At 71.7% G+C, this 18,008-nt stretch carries 13 protein-coding genes; 7 read left to right on the top strand and 6 right to left on the bottom strand.

Annotated features, from left to right (window positions below):
• Positions 1-2 precede the first annotated feature (2 nt).
• On the top strand, positions 3-1,271 hold the full coding sequence (locus LMH63_RS14580; protein ID WP_229332607.1) for an MFS transporter: 1,269 nt from the start codon (positions 3-5) through the stop codon (positions 1,269-1,271).
• 552 nt (positions 1,272-1,823) lie between these two features.
• On the opposite strand, the gene LMH63_RS14575 is transcribed toward LMH63_RS14580, so the two are convergent.
• On the bottom strand, positions 1,824-3,263 hold the full coding sequence (locus LMH63_RS14575) for an NAD-dependent succinate-semialdehyde dehydrogenase (protein WP_109679354.1): 1,440 nt from the start codon (positions 3,261-3,263) through the stop codon (positions 1,824-1,826).
• 63 nt (positions 3,264-3,326) lie between these two features.
• On the bottom strand, positions 3,327-4,307 hold the full coding sequence (locus LMH63_RS14570) for a D-2-hydroxyacid dehydrogenase (RefSeq protein WP_109679355.1): 981 nt from the start codon (positions 4,305-4,307) through the stop codon (positions 3,327-3,329).
• 196 nt (positions 4,308-4,503) lie between these two features.
• On the opposite strand from LMH63_RS14570, the gene LMH63_RS14565 reads away from it, so the two are divergent.
• Positions 4,504-5,706 carry a pyridoxal phosphate-dependent aminotransferase gene (locus tag LMH63_RS14565; RefSeq protein ID WP_109679356.1) on the top strand — a complete coding sequence of 401 codons (1,203 nt, stop codon included), beginning with the start codon at positions 4,504-4,506 and terminating at the stop codon, positions 5,704-5,706.
• A gap of 122 nt (positions 5,707-5,828) precedes the next feature.
• On the opposite strand, the gene LMH63_RS14560 is transcribed toward LMH63_RS14565, so the two are convergent.
• Complete coding sequence (locus tag LMH63_RS14560; protein WP_109679357.1) at positions 5,829-7,373, bottom strand: bifunctional GNAT family N-acetyltransferase/carbon-nitrogen hydrolase family protein; 1,545 nt, start codon at positions 7,371-7,373, stop codon at positions 5,829-5,831.
• Positions 7,374-7,485: 112 nt separating this feature from the next.
• Between LMH63_RS14560 and LMH63_RS14555 the strand changes: the two genes are divergently transcribed.
• From LMH63_RS14555 to tamB, 3 genes are all read left to right on the top strand, one after another.
• Positions 7,486-7,878 (top strand): TraR/DksA family transcriptional regulator, encoded by a 393-nt coding sequence (locus LMH63_RS14555; protein ID WP_109679358.1) that lies wholly within the window; start codon positions 7,486-7,488, stop codon positions 7,876-7,878.
• 79 nt (positions 7,879-7,957) lie between these two features.
• Positions 7,958-9,691 carry an autotransporter assembly complex protein TamA gene (tamA, locus tag LMH63_RS14550; RefSeq protein ID WP_109679359.1) on the top strand — a complete coding sequence of 578 codons (1,734 nt, stop codon included), beginning with the start codon at positions 7,958-7,960 and terminating at the stop codon, positions 9,689-9,691.
• Entirely contained in the window at positions 9,688-13,461 is a 3,774-nt protein-coding gene (tamB, locus tag LMH63_RS14545; protein WP_146205234.1) for an autotransporter assembly complex protein TamB, read from the top strand. The genes tamA and tamB overlap by 4 nt, the downstream gene beginning before the upstream one ends.
• Before the next feature lie 148 nt (positions 13,462-13,609).
• Here tamB and LMH63_RS14540 read toward each other — a convergent pair whose 3' ends face one another.
• Both LMH63_RS14540 and LMH63_RS14535 read right to left on the bottom strand, forming a co-directional pair.
• The gene (locus LMH63_RS14540; protein WP_109679361.1) at positions 13,610-14,263 is read right to left on the bottom strand and encodes a hypothetical protein; all 654 of its coding nucleotides are present in this window, start codon (positions 14,261-14,263) and stop codon (positions 13,610-13,612) included.
• Between the two features lie 85 nt (positions 14,264-14,348).
• Positions 14,349-15,284, bottom strand: a complete 936-nt coding sequence (locus LMH63_RS14535; protein ID WP_109679362.1) for a DMT family transporter — start codon at positions 15,282-15,284, stop codon at positions 14,349-14,351.
• A 405-nt stretch (positions 15,285-15,689) separates the two neighbouring features.
• Between LMH63_RS14535 and LMH63_RS14530 the strand changes: the two genes are divergently transcribed.
• Positions 15,690-16,154 (top strand): PaaI family thioesterase, encoded by a 465-nt coding sequence (locus tag LMH63_RS14530; RefSeq protein WP_109679818.1) that lies wholly within the window; start codon positions 15,690-15,692, stop codon positions 16,152-16,154.
• A complete protein-coding gene (locus LMH63_RS14525; RefSeq protein WP_109679817.1) occupies positions 16,151-16,603 on the top strand; it encodes a PaaI family thioesterase in 453 nt (150 codons plus the stop codon). The genes LMH63_RS14530 and LMH63_RS14525 overlap by 4 nt, the downstream gene beginning before the upstream one ends.
• A gap of 40 nt (positions 16,604-16,643) precedes the next feature.
• Here LMH63_RS14525 and LMH63_RS14520 read toward each other — a convergent pair whose 3' ends face one another.
• Entirely contained in the window at positions 16,644-17,933 is a 1,290-nt protein-coding gene (locus LMH63_RS14520) for a hypothetical protein (RefSeq protein WP_109679816.1), read from the bottom strand.
• Positions 17,934-18,008 lie beyond the last annotated feature (75 nt).

Raw genomic sequence — 18,008 nt, 5'->3', positions numbered from 1 at the left:
AGATGATTTTCTTCAGGATCAGTGAGCTGCCCATGCCCGGTCGCTTTCGCAACCTCGTCCTTGATCTTCAGCCGCATGTCCGGCTGCTCGCCTTCGGCGTGCTGCTGGTGGGGCTCTCGGGCAGTGGCCAGAGCTTCTTCATCTCGCTGTTCGGCGGCGAGATCCGGGCGGCGTTCGGGCTCTCCAACGCGGGCTTCGGCGGCGTCTACGCCCTGGCGACGCTGATCAGCGGGCTGTTGCTCATCTTTCTCGGCCGGGGCGTGGATCGCCTCGCGCTGCCGTTGTTCACGACACTGGTTCTGGCGGGCGCCGCCGGTGGGGCGGTGCTGCTGGCCAGTGCGCCGGCGGCCTGGGTGCTGCTGCCCGCGCTGCTGCTGCTGCGGGTGTGCGGCCAGGGCCTGATGGTGCACGTGGCGCAGACCACGGTGGCGCGGCGCTTCGATCGGCGCCGGGGGACGGCGGTGAGCGTGGTGACCCTCGGGCTGCCGCTGGCCGAGGCCGTGCTGCCCAGCGTGGCAGTCCTGCTCATCGCGGGGCTCGGCTGGCGTGGCGCCTGGCTGGCGATAGCCGCGGCGCTGCTGCTGCTTGGCCTGCCGCTCGCCCTGGCCCTGCTGCGCGGCGAGGCGGTGCCCCGGTCGCGTGCCGAGGGCACCGGTACGGGCAACGCCGGCGACTGGGGGCGACGGGCGGTTCTGCGGGATGCACGCTTCTACGCCGCGCTGCCGGCGCTGCTGGCGCCGCCCTTCGTCATCACCGCGCTGTTCATCCACCAGGTGGCGGTGGCCGAGGCCAAGGGCTGGACGCTCGGCTGGCTGGCGGCGGTATTCCCGGCGTTTGCCGTGAGCCATGTGCTGGCGCTGCTGCTGAGTGGTCCGCTTGTGGACCGGCTGGGTGCGGTGCGCCTGCTGCCGGTGTATCTCCTGCCGCTGGCGCTGGCCCTGCTGGTGCTGGCGCTGGGAGGCGGGCAGCTCGCCGCGCCGCTGTATCTGGGTCTCGCCGGTCTCAGCGTCGGCGCCGCGGGCACGCTGATGGGGGCGCTCTGGCCGGAGCTCTACGGCGTGACCCATCTCGGGGCCATCCGCGGCCTCGCCCACGGCTGCATGGTGCTGAGCACGGCGGTGGCGCCGGCGCTGGCCGGGCTGCTGCTTGACGTGGGCCTCAGCGTGCCAGGCCTGGCGCTCGCCATGGCCGGGTTCGTCGTGGCGGCCTCGCTGGGCTCACTGCGCGCGGGGCGGAGCAGGGCGGCACCGATCCAGAGCTCGACGGGCTGACCGCCCGGCGCCCGTGCCGGCGGGAGACTCGGCGCGAGGGCGCGCCGCCTACGCGCCACCTGATTAGCCACGGGCTTCAGAAATCCCGGCGCCAGGAACCCACGGCTCCGGAGCCGTTGTAACGGCCGTGCCGGGCGCGAGGCGGGGCAGGAACGCCCGGGGACACGCCGTGAACACGTCCCTGTAGGCTCCTAGCCCGCCTATCTCACCGATTCGCGGCTGCGGGCGCGGATCTGACGGGCAGTCCGGCGTTGCGCTCGGTCCGGGTGCTCGACGTACTGTCGAGTACGCCTGCGCGCCCGGACTCTCCCGCGCCTTGTCCTGCCCGCCATCTCCACGCCCTCGCTTCGCGAATCGGTGAGATAGGCGGGCTAGGCGAGGTCCCTCTCGCCTACGGTCCCGGGAGAGGCCACTGCGCTCCGCCCTCAAGCCGCCGGGGCTGATCCGCGAGGGGAGAACGGGAACGTCGACGAGCGCCTGCCGCGGGCAACGATTTACCTGCAACTCGCAACTTGCAGCTCACACCTTGTCACTAGCCGCCCACGGCGGCGTTCACCCCTCCGGCACCGTCTGCGCCTCGGTGAACTCGAACAGGCCCTCGAGCCCGCCTTCACGGCCGTAGCCGGACTGCTTCATGCCGCCGAAGGGGGCCTCCGGGGTGGGACCGGTGCCGCTGTTCAGTGCCGCGTGGCCGAAGTGCAGCCGGGCGATCACCGACTGGCCGCGCTCGCGGTCGGCGGTGAAGACGTAGCAGGCGAGTCCGAAGTCGGTATCGTTCGCGGCCTCGACCACCTCGTCATCGCTGCTGAAGGTGATGATGGGCACCAGCGGGCCGAAGGTCTCCTCCCGGTAGCAGGCGGCGTCGCTCGGCACGTCGAGCAGCACCGTGGGCGGGTAGAAGGTGCCGGCGAGCCCGGAGACATCCCCCTGGACCACCTGCTTCGCGCCCTTTTCCAGGGCGTCTTCGACATGGCGGCGGACCTTGCCGACGGCGTTCTCGTCGATTAGCGGGCCGAGGTCCGTGTCCGGCTCGAGGCCGTCGCCCACCCGCATGCGCTGCACCCGCTCCGCCACCTTGTCGGCGAAGGCAGGGGCGACCCGCTCGTGGACGAAGATGCGGTTGGCGCAGACGCAGGTCTGGCCGCCACCGCGGAACTTGTTGCCGATGAGCTGATCGGCGGCCCGCTCGAGGTCGGCGTCCTCGAACACGATGTAGGGGGCGTTGCCGCCGAGCTCCAGGGTCAGGCGCTTGATGCCGGGCGCGGCCTTGCTGATGAGCTCCCGGCCCACCTCGGTGGAGCCGGTGAAGCTGATCACCCGCACGGAGGGGGCCTCGAACAGGGTATCGGTGATGGGGCCGGCAGAGCCGGTGACCAGATTCACCTTGCCCGCCGGCAGCCCCACCTCGCGCTCCAGCAGGTGGAACAGCGCGATCATGGTGAGCGGGGTCTTGGAGGAGGGCTTGATCACGCTGGCGCAGTCGGCCGCCAGCGCCGCCGAGAGCTTCTTCGCGATCATGCCGATGGGGAAGTTCCAGGGCGTGATCAGCCCCGCGACGCCGGCCGGACGGTAGTGCACCGTCCAGGTGCAGTCCTTCGGGCGCTCGGCCAGGGTGCGCGGGGCCAGCTCCTCGACGTGCTCGCCGGCGTAGCGGAAGAAGCCGGCGGCATAGTCCACCTCGCCCTGGGCCTCCTTCCAGGGCTTGCCGTGCTCCATGCAGAGGATGCGGCCGATCTCCTCGCGGTGGGCGCGCAGGGCGGCGTCGACGGCCAGCAGCCACTCGCGGCGCTGGGCGATGCTCGCCGGGTGGGTCAGGGCCTGCTCGGCGGCGGCGATGGCGCGCCGGGTCTCGGCCGGCCCCATGGCCGCGACGTCCGCGAGATGCGCGCCGTCCACGGGGTTGCTGACGGCGAAGCGCTGGCCGCTGTCGGCTTCGCACCAGGCGCCGTCGATGTAGCCGCTGAGGCTCGGAAGCAGGGGGGATTCGATCATGACCGTTCTCTCGCTTGGCTGTGGCCGCCCGGCAGGCGGCGGGGAAGTGGCCGCGCCGGATCCTCAGGACGAGGGCACGAAGCCCTGTTCCTTGTCCACCAGATTGCGCAGCGGATCGCCCCGCCGCCAGCGGCGGAAGTTGTCGATGAACTGCTCCGAGAGGCTGCGCCGCCAGCCGATGACATCGCCCGCCATGTGCGCGGAGAGATGCGTATTCGGCAGATCCCAGAGCGGATGGTCGGACGGCAGCGGCTCCTCCTCGAACACGTCCAGCGCCGCCCCGGCGATGCGGCCCTCGCGCAGGGCGGCGACCAGGTCGTCGGTGCGCACGATGGGGCCGCGGCCGATGTTGATGAAGCGCGCCTCCGGGGCCATGGCGGCGAAGGCGGCGGCATCGAACAGTCCCTCGGTGGCCGGCGTCAGCGGCGCCGCCACCACCACGAAATCGTAGCCGGGCAGGCGCTGGTGCAGCTCGGACTGGGCGTGGATGGCGCCGAAGTCTTCGTCCCCCGGGCGGGCGCTGCGGCCCATGCCGTCCACCTCGAGTCCGACGGCACGGCACAGGCGGGCGATCTGGCGGCCGATGGCGCCGGCGCCGACCACCAGCACGCGCCGCCCCTCGACCCGCTCGGTATCCCGGTGCCGCCATTCATGGCGCTGCTGCAGCTCGAGGTTGCCGCGGAAGTCCTTGCAGAAGGCGATGATGTGGCCGAGCACGAACTCCGCGATGGGCCGGTCGAAGACGCCGCGGGCGTTGGTGACCGGCAGATTGCTGGCGCGGACGGTGGGGGTGAGGATGGCATCCACCCCGGCGCTGGTGGCGTGGATCCACTCGAGGCTGTCCGCCGCGTCCCAGGCCTCGCCCAGGGCGTCGGTGCGGAAGTCGGTCACGCACAGCACCCGGGTCCCGGGGAGCACCGCGCGCAGGCTCGCGCCGTCGGTGGCATGGCGCAGCTCGGCCTCGCCCTCGAGGGCGTCCATGCCAGGGGGCAGGTCCTCACCGGGGGCGGTGAGCACGGCCACCACGGGTAGTGCCTCGGGCATGGCTATGGCCCCTATGTGCTGTGGGTCGGAAGGCCGCCGGCGGCGGCGGGATATCGGCGGACGTTACCCACCCCCTCTGGAGCCCGTCAACACGCGCGTGATCGGGGTTTCCACGGTGCTTGACCGGGTCTGCCCCCGGCGCTAGCGTCGCCGGAATGGTGGTGAATGTTGCGGTTCGGCTGGAGGTGTAACGGTCATGGTGAACCCGGTGGAGATGGATCAGTCCGATCAGGCGGCGGGCTCGCTGTTCAGCCCCTCCCTGCAGGCGATCCCCATGCCCGGCATCCGCCGCATGATCAACACGGCGGCGGGCATGGACGACGTCATCCATCTGTCCATCGGCCAGCCGGACTTCGCCACGCCGGATCACATCGTCGAGGCCCACATCGATGCCCTGCGGGAGGGCAAGACCGGCTACACCATGGACGCCGGCCTGCCGGAGCTGCTCGAGGCGCTGCGCGACTACTACAGCGAGCGCTACGACCGCCCGCTCACCGAAGACAACTTCCTCGTCACCACCGGGGCGACCGAGGCGATGTACCTGGCCCTGACGGCCACCGCCGCGCCCGGGCGGCAGTTCATCGTCACCGATCCGACCTTCGTCCTCTATGCGCCGCTGATCCGCATGAACGGCGGCGAGGTGAAGATCATCCCGACGCGCGCCGAGCACGGTCACCAGATCGACCCGCAGGAGGTGATCGATGCCATCGGCATGCGCACCTTCGCCATCGTGCTCAACTCGCCGAGCAACCCGAGCGGCGCCGTCTACCCGCAGGAGACGGTGGAGGCGATCGTCCAGGAGGCCGCCTACCGCGGAGTCTACGTCTTCGCCGACGAGGTCTACGACCACCTGATCCTGGACGACATGGACTTCCCCAGCGTGATCCGCTGCACCTCGGATCTGGATCACGTCATGTCCATCTCGAGCTTCTCGAAGACCTTCAGCATGGCGGGGCTGCGCATCGGCTGGATCATCTCCAGCCAGGGTGCGATCAAGAAGCTGCGCCGCTATCACATGTTCACCACCACGGTGGCGAACACCCCGGCGCAGTGGGCGGGCGTGGCGGCGCTGCGGGGGGATCGCAGCTGTGTCGACGACATGGTGGCCGAGTACCGCCGCCGGCGCGACCGGGTGGTGCAGCTGGTGAGCGAGACGCCGCACCTCACCGGCTACTGGCCCCAGGGCGCGTTCTACATCTTCCCGTCGCTGCCCCCGCGCACCGACGGCACCTCGCTCGCGCTGCGCATGCTCGAGGAAACCGGCGTCTGCGTCATCCCCGGCGACGCCTTCGGCGACACCTGCAGCAACGCCATCCGAATCAGCTTCTCCAATTCGATGGACAACATCGAGGAGGCGTTTGAGCGGATCATCCCTTGGCTTGCCAAGCAGAAATTCTGAGCAATTTCTGCTTGGCAAGCAGTTGTCAGTTCGAATTTCAAAGTTCAAAGACCGCAAGTTCAGAGCACTGCACGTGCCACCCGGTCTTTGGACTTTGAACTTGCAACTTTGAACTACCGCGTTCAGTGATCCAGCCACTGAACGCGGTACAGATCGAGCCGCCGATCCTTCGCGTTCCTGACCGACCCCTCCTCGCGGAGCTGCTTGATCTTGTCCATGTCCAGGTCGACGATCAGGGTCATCTCCGTGTTGGGGGTGGACTCGGCGACGATGCCGTCGTGGGGGAAGGCGAAGTCCGAGGGTGAGAACACCGCCGCCTGGGCGTACTGGATCTCGATGTTCTCCACCTTCGGCAGGTTGCCGACGCTGCCGGTGATGGCGACGTAGCACTCGTTCTCGATGGCCCGGGCCTGGGCGCAGCGGCGCACGCGCAGGTAGGCGTTCTTGGTGTCGGTCCAGAACGGCACGAACAGGATCTGCATGCCCTGGTCGGCCAGGATCCGGCTCGCCTCGGGGAATTCCACGTCGTAGCAGACCAGGATGCCGATGCGCCCGACGTCGGTGTCGAAGGCCTTGAGCTGGTCGCCGCCCTGCACGCCCCAGTAGAAGCGCTCGTCCGGGGTGGCGTGCAGCTTGTAGTGGTAGTCCGTGGTGCCGTCGCGGCGGCAGAGATAGGCCACGTTGTACAGTGTCTGCTCCTCGTACAGCGGCATGGAGCCGGCGATGATGTTGATGTTGTAGGTCACCGCCAGGCGGGTCATCGCGTCCACGATCTCGCCGGTGTACTGGGCGAGCCCGCGCATGGCCTCAGCCGGGTCCTCCTGGTTGAACTGGGCGAGCAGCGGCGCGTTGAAGAACTCCGGGAACAGGATGAAATCGCAGTTGTAGCCGGCCATGGCGTCGACGAAGAACTCGATGTTGTTCATCAGGTCCTCGAAGTTCGTCACCCGGCGCATCTGCCACTGCACGGTGCCCACGCGCACGGTGGACTTGCGCCCGCCGATGAGCGGCGTGCGCTCGTTCTCGTAGAAGATGTTGTCCCACTGCAGGAGCGTGGCGTAGGCCTTGGACTCCCGGTCCTCCGGCAGATAGCCGGTGATCACGCGGCGCACGTGGAAGTCGTTGGCGAGCTGGAAGGAGAGGATCGGGTCGTAGACCTCCCGGCGCTTGACCAGCTCGATGTACTCCTCGGGCTTCTTCTCCGCGGCGTATTCCTCGTAGCCGGGCATGCGCCCGCCGGCGACGATGGCGCGCAGGTTCAGGCTGCGGCAGAGCTCCTTGCGGGCGTCGTAGAGGCGGCGGCCGAGGCGCATGCCGCGGTAGTCCGGATCCACGAACACGTCCACGCCATAGAGCACGTCGCCGTTCGGGTCGTGATTGGTGAGGTAGCCGTTGCCGACGATCTCGTCGTACTTGTGGCGGTCGCCGAAGCGGTCGTAGTCGACGATCATGGAGATGGCGGCGGCCACCACCCGGCCGTTGTCCTCGATGCAGATCTGGCCCTCGGGGAAGCGGTTGATCTGCGCCGCGAACTGCTTGCGGGTCCAGGCGCCACCGAGGCCGCGGTAGACACGGTCCATAATGGACCTGACGTCGTCATAGTCGGCGAGGCGCAGATTGCGCAGATTCAAGTGGTGCTCCTCGCCGGTGAGGTCGGGCTGGGTCATCGTGCTCCCGTCGGGGTTGGGTGTGCGGAGGTGCAGAACGCTGGCTTGAGGATATCATGGGGCCCAACGTGGTCAGTGTGGGCCAGTGGCTCGCGAGTGGAGGAGGCAGACCATGAACCAGACCCTCACTGCCGAGCAGCGGCATGAGCTCAAGGCCGCCCTCGAGAGGGAGGCGCAGGCGCTGCGTGAGGAGATTCGCGAGGAGCTGCTGGCCGCCGATGCCCATCGCTACCAGGACATGGCGGACCGGGTGCGGGATCCTGGAGATGCCGCGGTGACCGACCTGCTCGCGGACCTCGAGTACGCCGAGATCGACCGTCACATCCGCGCGCTGCAGGCCAACGAGGCCGCCCTGCGCCGGCTGAGCGAGGGCACCTACGGACGCTGTGCCGACTGCGGCGAGCCCATTGCCCTGGAGCGGCTGCGGGCCTATCCCTCGGCGGCGCGCTGCCTGGACTGCCAGAGCGCCCGTGAGAGCCGGGAGGGCGCGCCGCCGCGGCTGTAGGGAAGCGCGCCCGCCGGAAGGCGCCGCTTGCCGGTTGCACGCGCGGACACCGCCCACCGGCCCGGCCCGCCGGGGCTGAATGAGAAGATCAACGCGTCCGACTGTCGTCCTGCTGCTCGCCCTTGCCCTGCTGCCGGCCCCGGCCGCGGCGGCGCCGGTAGAGCTCGTGCTGAGCGGCGTCGAGGGCGAGGCGGCGGAGAACGTGCGCGCCTACGTGGACACCGAGGTGGATCTGGAGACGGCGCTCGCCGCCCGCACCTACCGCAACCGCAGCCGCGAGCAGGTGCGCCAGGCCCTGGAGGCCCTTGGCTACTACCAGGCCAGCATCGAAGTCGACATCGAACGTGGCGAGGAGGCGTGGACGCTGCGGGTGGCGGTGGAGCCGGGCGAGCGGGTCAACGTGCGCGCCGTGCAGGTGTCCATCACCGGCGACGCGGTGGATGACCCGGCCTTCTCGGACCTCCGCGAACGCCTGCCGGTGCGCGAGGGCGAGCCGCTCAACCACGGCGCCTACGAGCGCAGCAAGAGTGCCCTGCGCAACCTCGCGCTCAGCCGGGGCTATTTCGAGCATCGCTTCACGGACTCCCGTATCGCCGTCAATCCCGGTGCCGGCTGGGCGGAGATTCGTCTCGCCTTCGACAGCGGGCCGCGTTACCGCCTCGGCGAGGTGCGCTTTTCCGACAGCCCGTTCCGTGCCTCGCTGCTGCGCCGCTTCGTCCCCTTCGACGAAGGCGACCCGTACGAGGCCGGCGCCATCGCCGAGCTCAACCGCCGCCTGCTGGACAGCGGCTACTTCGACAATGTCGTGGTCAACACCCGGCGCGGCGAGGCCGAGGACCTGCGCATCCCCATCGACGCCGAGCTCACCGCCCGTCCGGACACCACGGTGAGCACCGGCATCGGCTTCTCCACCGACGAGGGCCCGCGCCTGCGTCTTACCGGCACCCGGCATTACATCAACGACCGGGGACACTCGCTGGTCAACGACCTGCGCGTCTCGCAGGTGCGCCAGAATGTCTCCAGCCGCTATCAGATCCCGCTGCGGGACCCGCTGAACGACCGCCTGGAGCTGCGCGTCGGCTGGCAGCGGGAGGATATCGAGGACACCGAGAGCGAGCGCTACACCGCGGGCCTGAGCCGCCGCCAGCAGTTCCGTTCCGGCTGGACCCGGACGCAGTCCCTGCGCTGGCTGGACGAGCGCTTCGAGCAGGGTGAGGACGAGGGCCGGACCACGCTGCTGCTGCCCGGGCTGTCCTTCTCCCGCACCCGCTCCCGCGGCGGTCTCGACCCCTACTGGGGCGACCGCCAGGACTACGGCGTGGAGCTCGCCTCCGAGGCCCTGCTCTCGGACGTGGACATCTTTCGAATCACTGCCAGCAACCACTGGCTGCGCAGCTTCGGCGAGCGCCATCGCCTGCAGCTGCGCGCCGAGCTCGGCGGCATAGGGACCAATGACTTCTCCCAGGTGCCCTCGTCCCTGCGCTTCTTCGCCGGTGGTGACCGCAGCGTGCGTGGCTATGCCTACCAGAGCCTGGCGCCGGAGGATGACGAAGGCGAGCTGCTCGGTGGTCGCTACCTGGCCACGGGCAGCATCGAATACAGCTTCCGCCTGCTGCCGGACTGGCGTCTGGCGGCGTTCACCGATGCCGGCAACGCCTTCGACGAGCCCGGCAACGTGGAGGCGAAGGTGGGCAGCGGCTTTGGCGTGCGCTGGCTCTCGCCGGTGGGGCCGGTGCGGCTGGACCTCGCCTGGGGGGTCAGCGAGGAGAACGTCCCCTTCCGCGTGCACATCTCCGTGGGGCCGCCGTTTTGATCCGCGCCGTCGCCGGGTTGCTCGTCGCGCTCCTGCTCGCGGCGCTGGTGGCGGCCGCCTGGCTGCTGGGCACCACCGACGGTGCGCGCTGGCTCGCCACCCGGGCTGAGGCCGAGCTGCCGGGTCTGGAGCTCACAGTCGCCGCGGGCAGCCTCTGGGAGGGGCTCGCCCTGAGCGAGGTGGCCTGGGCCGGCGGCGGCGTGCGCCTGCGCGCCGATGCGCTGGGGTTCGCCTGGCGCCCGCTCTGCCTGCTGGACGCCCGCGTCTGCATCGACCGGCTCACCAGCGAGGGCCTGCAGGTGACGGTGGAGTCCGCCGAGGACTCGACGCCCACGGACGACGGGCCCGACGCCGGGGGCGCCCCGGCACGTCTCTCCCTGCCGGTGACGGTGCTGCTGCGCGCCGTGGCGCTGCGCGACAGCCAGGTCAGCGTCCCCGGCGCCGAGATCCGTCTGGCGCGGCTGGGCAGCTCGGCCACCCTGGCCGGCGATCAGCTGCGGGTGGGTGACACCCGCCTGCAAGGCCTCGAGGTGACCCTGCCGGTGCCGGACGACGCCGGCGACGAGCCCGGAGAGCCGGCGCCGGGAGCGGACCCGGCGCCGGCGGAGGGCATCACCCTGCCCGAGGTGCGCCTGCCGCTGGCGGTCACCGTCAGCGACCTGACCCTGGCCGAGGCGGGCGTGCGCCGGGGTGACCAGCGCTGGCCCCTGGACCGGCTGGAGCTTGCCGGCGGCTTTGCCGGCGGCATGCTGAGCCTGGAGCGGCTGGCAGCGTCGAGCCCCCAGGGCGAGGCGGCGCTCAGCGGCCGCATCACGATGCGCGGAGCCTGGCCGCTGGACGTGGACCTCGAGGCCCGCGCCGAGGGGGTGCTGGAAGGGCAGGCGTTGGCGCTCCAGGCCCGGCTGCGCCGCTCGGTGGCCGAGCTCGGGCTGGACGTGGACTTAAGCGCCCCGGTGTCCGCGCGCCTGCAGGGCGAGGTCAGGCCGCTCGCCGCGGAGCCCTCCTGGCGCGCGACGCTCAACGCCGGGCGTCTGGCCTGGCCACTGACTGGCGAGCCCACGGTGGTCGCCGAGGACGTCGAGGTCACGGGGAGCGGTACGGGCACGGCGTATCGCATTGACGCCGGCGTCGCGGTGAGCGGCGCCGGGATCCCCGCCGGACGCTACCGCACGCAGCTCCGTGGTGATGCCGCCGGGGCCGAGATCCTCGGGCTGGACGGGCGTCTGCTGGATGGTCGCATCGGGATCAACGGCGAGGTGGCCTGGAGTGACGGCGTTCGGTGGGATCTCGCCCTGGCGCTGGGCGGCATCGACCCCGGCCAGTGGCGCGAGGGGCTCGAGGGCCGGCTCGGCGGACAGCTCCGGCTGCGCGGCGAGGCCGCCGCCGGCGACTGGTCGCTGACGGCCGAGTTGCCTGGCATCGCGGGCCGCCTGCGCGACTACCCGTTCTCGCTGAGCGGCACGGTGGCGGGGGACAGTGCCGGCGCCTGGCGGTTCGACGGCGTCCGCCTGGTGAGCGGCGGCAACCAGGCGCGGCTGGAAGGCCGTGCCGGCGAGCAATGGGACGCCCGCCTCGCGCTGGACATGCCGGCCCTGGAGCGGCTCTGGCCCGGCCTTGGCGGCGCCCTGGCCGGCGAGGTGCGCCTTGCGGGTGCGCTGGAGCGCCCCGACCTCCGCGCCGACGTTACGGGGCGGAACATCGCCTTTCAGGAGCTGACGGTGGCCTCGGTCCGCCTGGAGGGCGTCGTGCGCGAGCGCTTCGAGACGGACAGCCGGCTGCGGCTGGTGGCCGAGGGGGTGAGCCGCGCCGGCGAGCCGCTGGGTCGCCTCGAGGCCGCGATCGCGGGGCAGCGCGAGCGCCACCGGCTTGACCTGGCGGCCAGCGACGGCCCGCTACCCCTGACGCTCAGTCTCGAAGGCGGGCTGTCCGCGGCCCTGGACGCCTGGCAGGGCCGTCTCGCCAGTGCCCGCCTCACCTCGCCCGAGGGCGAGTGGCGTCTCGCCGAGGCCACGGCCCTGGACTGGCGGGCGAGCGATCAGCGAGTGCGCCTCGCGGCCCACTGCTGGCGCCGCGATGGCGCGCGGCTGTGCGCCACCGAGGCGGTGCGGGTGACCCCCGGCGCGGCGGCGGCGCGGCTGCGCCTCGAAGGCTATCCCCTGGCAGCGGCGGACCCCTGGCTGCCGGACGGGCTCGGGCTCGACGGCAGCCTGAACATCGCAGCGGACCTGGACTGGGAGGCCGGCGCGACGCCCCGCGTCACCGCCAGTCTGGGGGCTGCGGACGGCGCCGTGCTGCTGGAGGGCCTCGAGAGCGATGAGCCCGTCCGCTTCGGCTGGCGGCGGCTCGATGCCGACGTGCGGCTGGCGGCGGATGACGCCACCCTGGAGCTCGCCTTCGACTCCGAGGCCTTCGGCAGCGGCGAGGTCAGCGCCCGGGTGAACCCCGGTGCCACGCCCCGGCGCCTCAGCGGCGAGGTGCGCCTGGGGGGCGTGGAGCTTGCCCCGCTCACTGCCTTCCTGCCCCAGCTGCGTGACCTGCAGGGCAGGCTGGAGGCCAATGGGCGCCTTGGCGGCACGCTCGCCTCGCCGGGCTTCGACGGCGAGCTGCGCCTCCGCGAGGGGCGGGTGGTGCTGCGGGGGCTCGCCTCGCCCATCGAGGACATTACGCTTACCGCCGCGGTGTCCGGCTCGCAGACCCGGCTGGACGGGCGTTTCGGCGCGGGCGAGGGCGAGGGGCGGCTCACTGGCGAGCTTAGCTGGGGGGACGGCCTCGCCGGCGCGGTCCAGGTCCAGGGCGAGGCCCTCGAGCTGCGCCTGGAGTCGCTGGCGCGGGTGCGCCTCAGCCCGGACCTGCGCATCGAGCTCGCGCCCCGGGAGGTGGCGGTGAGCGGTGACGTGGCGGTGCCCTGGGGGCGCATCCGGGTCCGCGAGCTGCCCGCGGGCGCGGTCCCGGTGTCGGGGGATGTGGTGATCGTCGGGGAGGACGACGACCCGACCGGGGACAGCGCCGGAGAGGATCCCGCCGAGGCGCCGGGGGAGGATCTCCCCGACCCCGGTGGGGGAGGCTGGTCGGTGAGCACCGACATCAACGTGCGCCTCGGTGATGACGTGCGCTTCGAGGGTTTCGGCGCCGAGGGGCGGCTCGCCGGCGCGCTGCGCCTGCGCCAGGTGGGGGCGGACGAGACCGAGGCCGAGGGCGAGATCCGCTTCGAGGACGGGCGCTTCAGCGCCTACGGCCAGCGCCTGGAGATCCGCCGCGGCCGCTTCCTGTTCGCCGGCCCCATCGGCGACCCGCGTCTGGACATCGAAGCGATCCGCCGGGTGGAGTCCGTGGTGGCGGGGATACGCGTCGGCGGCAGCGCCAGCGACCCGCAGGTCACGCTGTTCTCGGAGCCGACCATGCCCCAGGCGGACATCCTCGCCTACCTCATCACGGGCCGCCCGCCCGGCGGCGGCACGCCCTCGGAGGACGCCCTGGTGGCCCAGGCCGCCCTCTCCCTTGGCCTCCTCGGCGGCCGCAATATCGGCGGCGCCCTGGCCGAGGAGCTCGGCGTCGAGGACTTCGCGCTAGAAACCACCGGCTCAGGCGAGGAGACCAGCGTCGGCGTCAGCGGCTACCTCACCCCGAACCTCCTGGTCCGCTACGGCGTCGGCGTCTTCCAGCCGGAGAACACCCTGACCCTGCGCTACTACCTCACCGAGCGCCTGTTCCTCGAGGCCGTGAGCGGGGCGGAGAGTGCGCTGGATTTGTTTTATTCGTTTGATTTCTGAGGGGGAAGTTCAAGGTTCAAAGTTCAAGGTTCAAAGACACCCTCCGCACGGCTCGTAATGGCACCCTGCGAGCGGAGGCGGTCTTTGAACCTTGAACTTTGAACTTTGAACTCGCGCGGCCGACGGCGCTCGCCGCCGGTACCCGCTGCTACCAGGCCTCAATCGCCCGCTCCGCCGCCTCGTTGGCCGGCCGCGCGATAAGCCCGTCCCGCCCCACCGTGATGGTGTAGCTGGCGCCGTCGGCGAGGGGGAGGTAGGCGGCGCTGCCGTAGCGGGCGTCCACCAGGGGGAGCCAGCGGCTCAGGCCGGTGGCGGCGCGCCAGACGTCCAGGCCGCGTTCGCCTGCGAGGTCGTGGACGCTGGGGGGCTGGCGGCTGGCGGTGTCCGCGTCCTGGTAGCGGCCCGAGAGGCGCTCGAGGCGGAAGCGGGTGTCAAGGCCGAGCAGGGCGGCAGGGCCGCGCCAGCGCAGGATGCGGGCATCGAGCTGCCATTCGTCGCCGGTCAGGGGGTACTGCCGGGCGATGGCGCCGCCGGGGCGCTCCAGCAGCACGTGATAGCGCTCGGGCCCGCTGCGGGTGACTTCCAGCGTGGCCGCCGGCGTCTCGGCCGTGAGGCGCTGGTAGGTCGCGAGATTCAGCCCGGCGGCGGCGAGGGCGAGGCCCAGTGCCACCAGCGCGCAGCCCCCGGCGCCGCAGGCGCAGCCGCTCACCAGCCGCAGCCGCCGCAACCGCGCGAGCCCGCGCAGCAGGAGCAACAGGCCGGCCACCGCGAGCACCGCGGCGAGCACCGAGAGCAGGGCCATCACTCAGCCTCCGGTGGCATCCCCGGGCGCCACTGTAGCGTGTCCGAAGGGGGGCGGGCGTGCGCCGCTTCCGGTTCCGTCACCGCTACCGCTGCGCCCGCAGCTGAGCCGCGTCCGCCTGGGGGCGGGTGGCGAGGAACAGGCCCAGCAGGATGCAGGCACCGCCGGCGGCATGGAACGGCGCCAGCCGCTCGCCCAGGAACACGCCGCCGAGGACGGCGGCGAACACCGGCACCAGGTAGAGGAACATCGCGGCCCGCGATGGCCCGATCCGGCCCACGCCGTGGTTCCAGAAACGGTAGGCGAGGATGCCGGGGAAGATGGCGACGAACGGGAACACCCAGAGCAGCTCCGGTGCCGGCACGAACGGGCCGTGCACGGCGGTCTCCCAGAGGTAGAAGGGCAGTATCACCGGCAGGCCCAGGGCGATCTGGACGGTGAGGAACGGCAGCGGTGGCAGGGGCACGGCCTGGCGGCGCAGCAGCACCGAGAACAGGCCCCAGGAGGTGATCGCGCCGACCATGAGCGCGTCGCCGGGCTGGAAGGCCAGCCGCAGCAGATTGCCGGGGTCGCCACGGCCGATGATCAGCACCACGCCGACGAATGCGAAGGCGATGCCGACGGCCCGCCAGCGGCCCACCGGGTCGCGCAGCAGCAGCCAGGCGAGCAGCGTCACCAGCACCGGCATGGCGCTGTTGATGAGGGCGATGTTCAGCGCGCTGGTGGTCTGCGCGGCGAGGTAGAGCAGGGTATTGAACAGCCCCACGCTGAGGGCGGCGAGCACCGTCAGCGAGCGCCAGTAACGGCGTACCGTCTGCCAGTGGGCCAGCACCTGGGGCACGCCCACCGGGGCGATGATCAGCAGCGCCAGCACCCAGCGCCAGAAGGACAGCGCCAGCGGCGGGATCTCCGCGCTCGTGCCCCGGGCCACAACCGCGTTCGCCGCCCAGAACAGGGCGGTGGCGGCGAGGCCGGCGTAGGCGAGCCAGAGCGAGCGCTTGCCGAGCCCGGATGGCGGCATGGAATCCCCCAGCGGCAGATACTAATCGTTTCGGAAGTGTTGTCAGGTCTCAGCGGGCCTGTGCGCCGCGGCGGCAAGGCGCGAGCCGCGCAGTGTAGCCGAGCTACATAAGCGGCGAGCAACGCAGTCCGCCGCGGCGCACAGGCCCGCCCTGCGGGAGCCCCGGAGCGGGCCGGCGGCGGCGTTGCGCTCGCTTGACGTGGAATCACCACGCCGGCGCTCCCGCGCCTTGCCGCCGGCCCGCTCCGGGGCTCTGAGACCTGACAACACTTCCGAAGCGATTAGTAGAACGCAGCGGCGGTGCAGGACGCCTCTCTACCCGTCAGGATGCCGGCTGGCAAGCGCCTGCCCGTGCTGCAGTGCGGAAATGCTAAACTTTCGCGCCCGTTGCGAGGAAATCCGTCGATGACTGAGCGCGCCCCCGACGAGGCGCTGGGGCTGGCCCGGCGCTTCTTTGCGATGCTGCCGCACAGTGCCGTGCTCGGCCTCGAGCCGTTGCGGGTGACGGCGGGCGCCGTGCTCGTGCGCCTGCGCTGGCGGCCGGAGCTGGTGGGCAACCCGGAGACGGAGGTCATCCACGGCGGGGTGATCACCACGCTGGTGGACCAGACCAGCGGCGCGGCAGTGCTGGCGGCGCTCGGCGGCCCCGAGGCGATCGCGACGCTGGACCTGCGCATCGACCACCTGCGGGCCGCCCGGCCGCGGCAGGACGTGATCGCCGAGGCGACCTGCTACCGCATGACCCGGCACATCGCCTTCGTGCGCTGCAGTATCCATGACGGCGACGCCGCGGCGCCGGTGGCGGCGAGCATGAGCACCTTCATGCGTCTCGCCGGTGGCGGGCCGAGCGTGGTGGAGGGGAGCGAATGAGCGAGCTGCCGGCCCTGATCGCCGAGGCCCGGGCCGATGGTGATCCGCAGCGCCTGGTGGCGGCGGTGCCCTATGCGGGTCTGCTCGGCGTCGCCTTCGAGAGTGCCGCGCTGCCGCCGGTGTTCCGGCTCGACCACCGTGACAGCAACATCGGCAATCCGCAGCCACCGGCGCTCCACGGCGGGGTGATCGGCGCGTTCATGGAGCACGCCGCGATCTTCCATCTGCTCTGGGTACAGGGCGGCGAGCGGCTGCCGCGGGTGGTGGATATCGCCATCGACTATCTGCGCCCCGGCCAGCCGCAGGCGACCTACGCCCGCTGCGACGTCCGCCGCCAGGGCAGACGGGTGGCCAACGTCGGCATCGAGGCCTGGCAGATCTCGCCCGATGGCGGCGAGCGGGTGATCGCCACCGCGCGCGCCCACTTTCTGCTCGCCGAGCCGGGCTGACGGTCGGCGACCGCAGCCGTGAATCGGTGAGATATGCGGGCTAGGGCTCCCGGCGCCGCAGGACCTCGGCGGCCCTGACCTCGCCAAGCTCCACGGTGAAGCGCATCACGCCGCCCCGTAGCGGGTTCTCGAGGGTGACGTCATCGTCGTCAGCCGCGCTGATCACGCCCTCGTGGCGCGTGCCACGGTAGGTGCTGAGCCGCGCCCGGCGCCCGACGTGTTCGGCGAGGGTCTCCGCCGGAACGGACTGGAAGCGCAGCGGTGCCGGCGTTCGCGCGGTCTCCCCGTCGGCAGCCGCGGTTGCGCCGCCGTCGTCGCCCGGCGGCGGGGCGAGCCAGGCGGTCACGGGCAGGTCCACGTCCCGGCCGTTGAGGCTCGCCCGGCCGCGGAACAGGGCGGTCAACTCCGGTGGTGGCAGCGCCGGCAGGTCGGCGACGGGCACCGCTGCCTGCGGGGTCAGGTCCAGCTGCAGGTCACCACCGTGGTGAGCGAACTCCCGATAGCGGGCCTGGGCCTCCCCACCCTCCAGGCCGAGGCGTGCTGCGACTGCCGCCACGTGGGCGTCGAGGAAGGCGTCCACGTCGCTGTCGCGGCGGGCGGCGCAGGTGTAGTTGCGCGCCTCGTTGAAGCCGAGATCGGTGTAACGCACGCGCAGGCCCGAGAGCACGGGCGTGAGGTCGCCCAGGGCGAGCTCGCCACCTTCGGCCAGCGGCTGCGGCGATAGCTGCAGGCCGGCATCCACGGTGCTGGCCCCGTACTCCGGCAGGCTGACGTCCAGCAGCATCGCCAGCCGGGCGCTCGGGCGGTGCAGCCGCAGACGCAGCTCCACGTCCCCCTCCAGGTAGCGCTCGTCAAGGGTCCGGAACACCGTGGTGCGGATGTCCTCGACCCCGGCGCAGGCAAGGCCGTCCACTGGTGTGCCCCAGAGGCGCCCGCCGGCGCGGGCGTTGAGCCGGCGGTAGAGCGCATCGCCAACGTTCAGGCTCGCGCCGCGGGCGCTCAGCGTCAGCGCCGCCGGCAGATCGCCGGTGGACAGCCGCCGGCTCAGGGTATGCAGGTCGCGCACCCCATCGGCACGCAGGGTCAGCTGCTCGACGTAGAGCCCATCGTTCACGCCACGGGGCGTGACGGTCAGTCCGCTCACCTCGACACGCCCGTCCACGCTGGTATCGACCCCTTCCCACTCCAGGGCCGCCCAGGGCTCGGCGAGCGCGGCCAGCTGCTCCATGCCCCGCTGCGCCTCGTACCACAGCCAGCCGCGCACGCCGGCGAACGTCACCGCCGCCACCAGCAGCAGCGCGATCAGAAATCGACCCAGGAACCGCAGCATGTGCCCTCCGCCGTGGTACGCCCCCTCTGCCCCCGGGAGCGTTACACCCTCGCCCTGGCCGCGGCCGAGAACCAG

This window comes from Spiribacter halobius, from assembly GCF_020883455.1.
Classification (GTDB): domain Bacteria; phylum Pseudomonadota; class Gammaproteobacteria; order Nitrococcales; family Nitrococcaceae; genus Sediminicurvatus; species Sediminicurvatus halobius.
The sequence above is the reverse complement of the archived record's forward strand: the minus strand, read 5'-3'. Positions and strand labels throughout refer to the sequence as shown.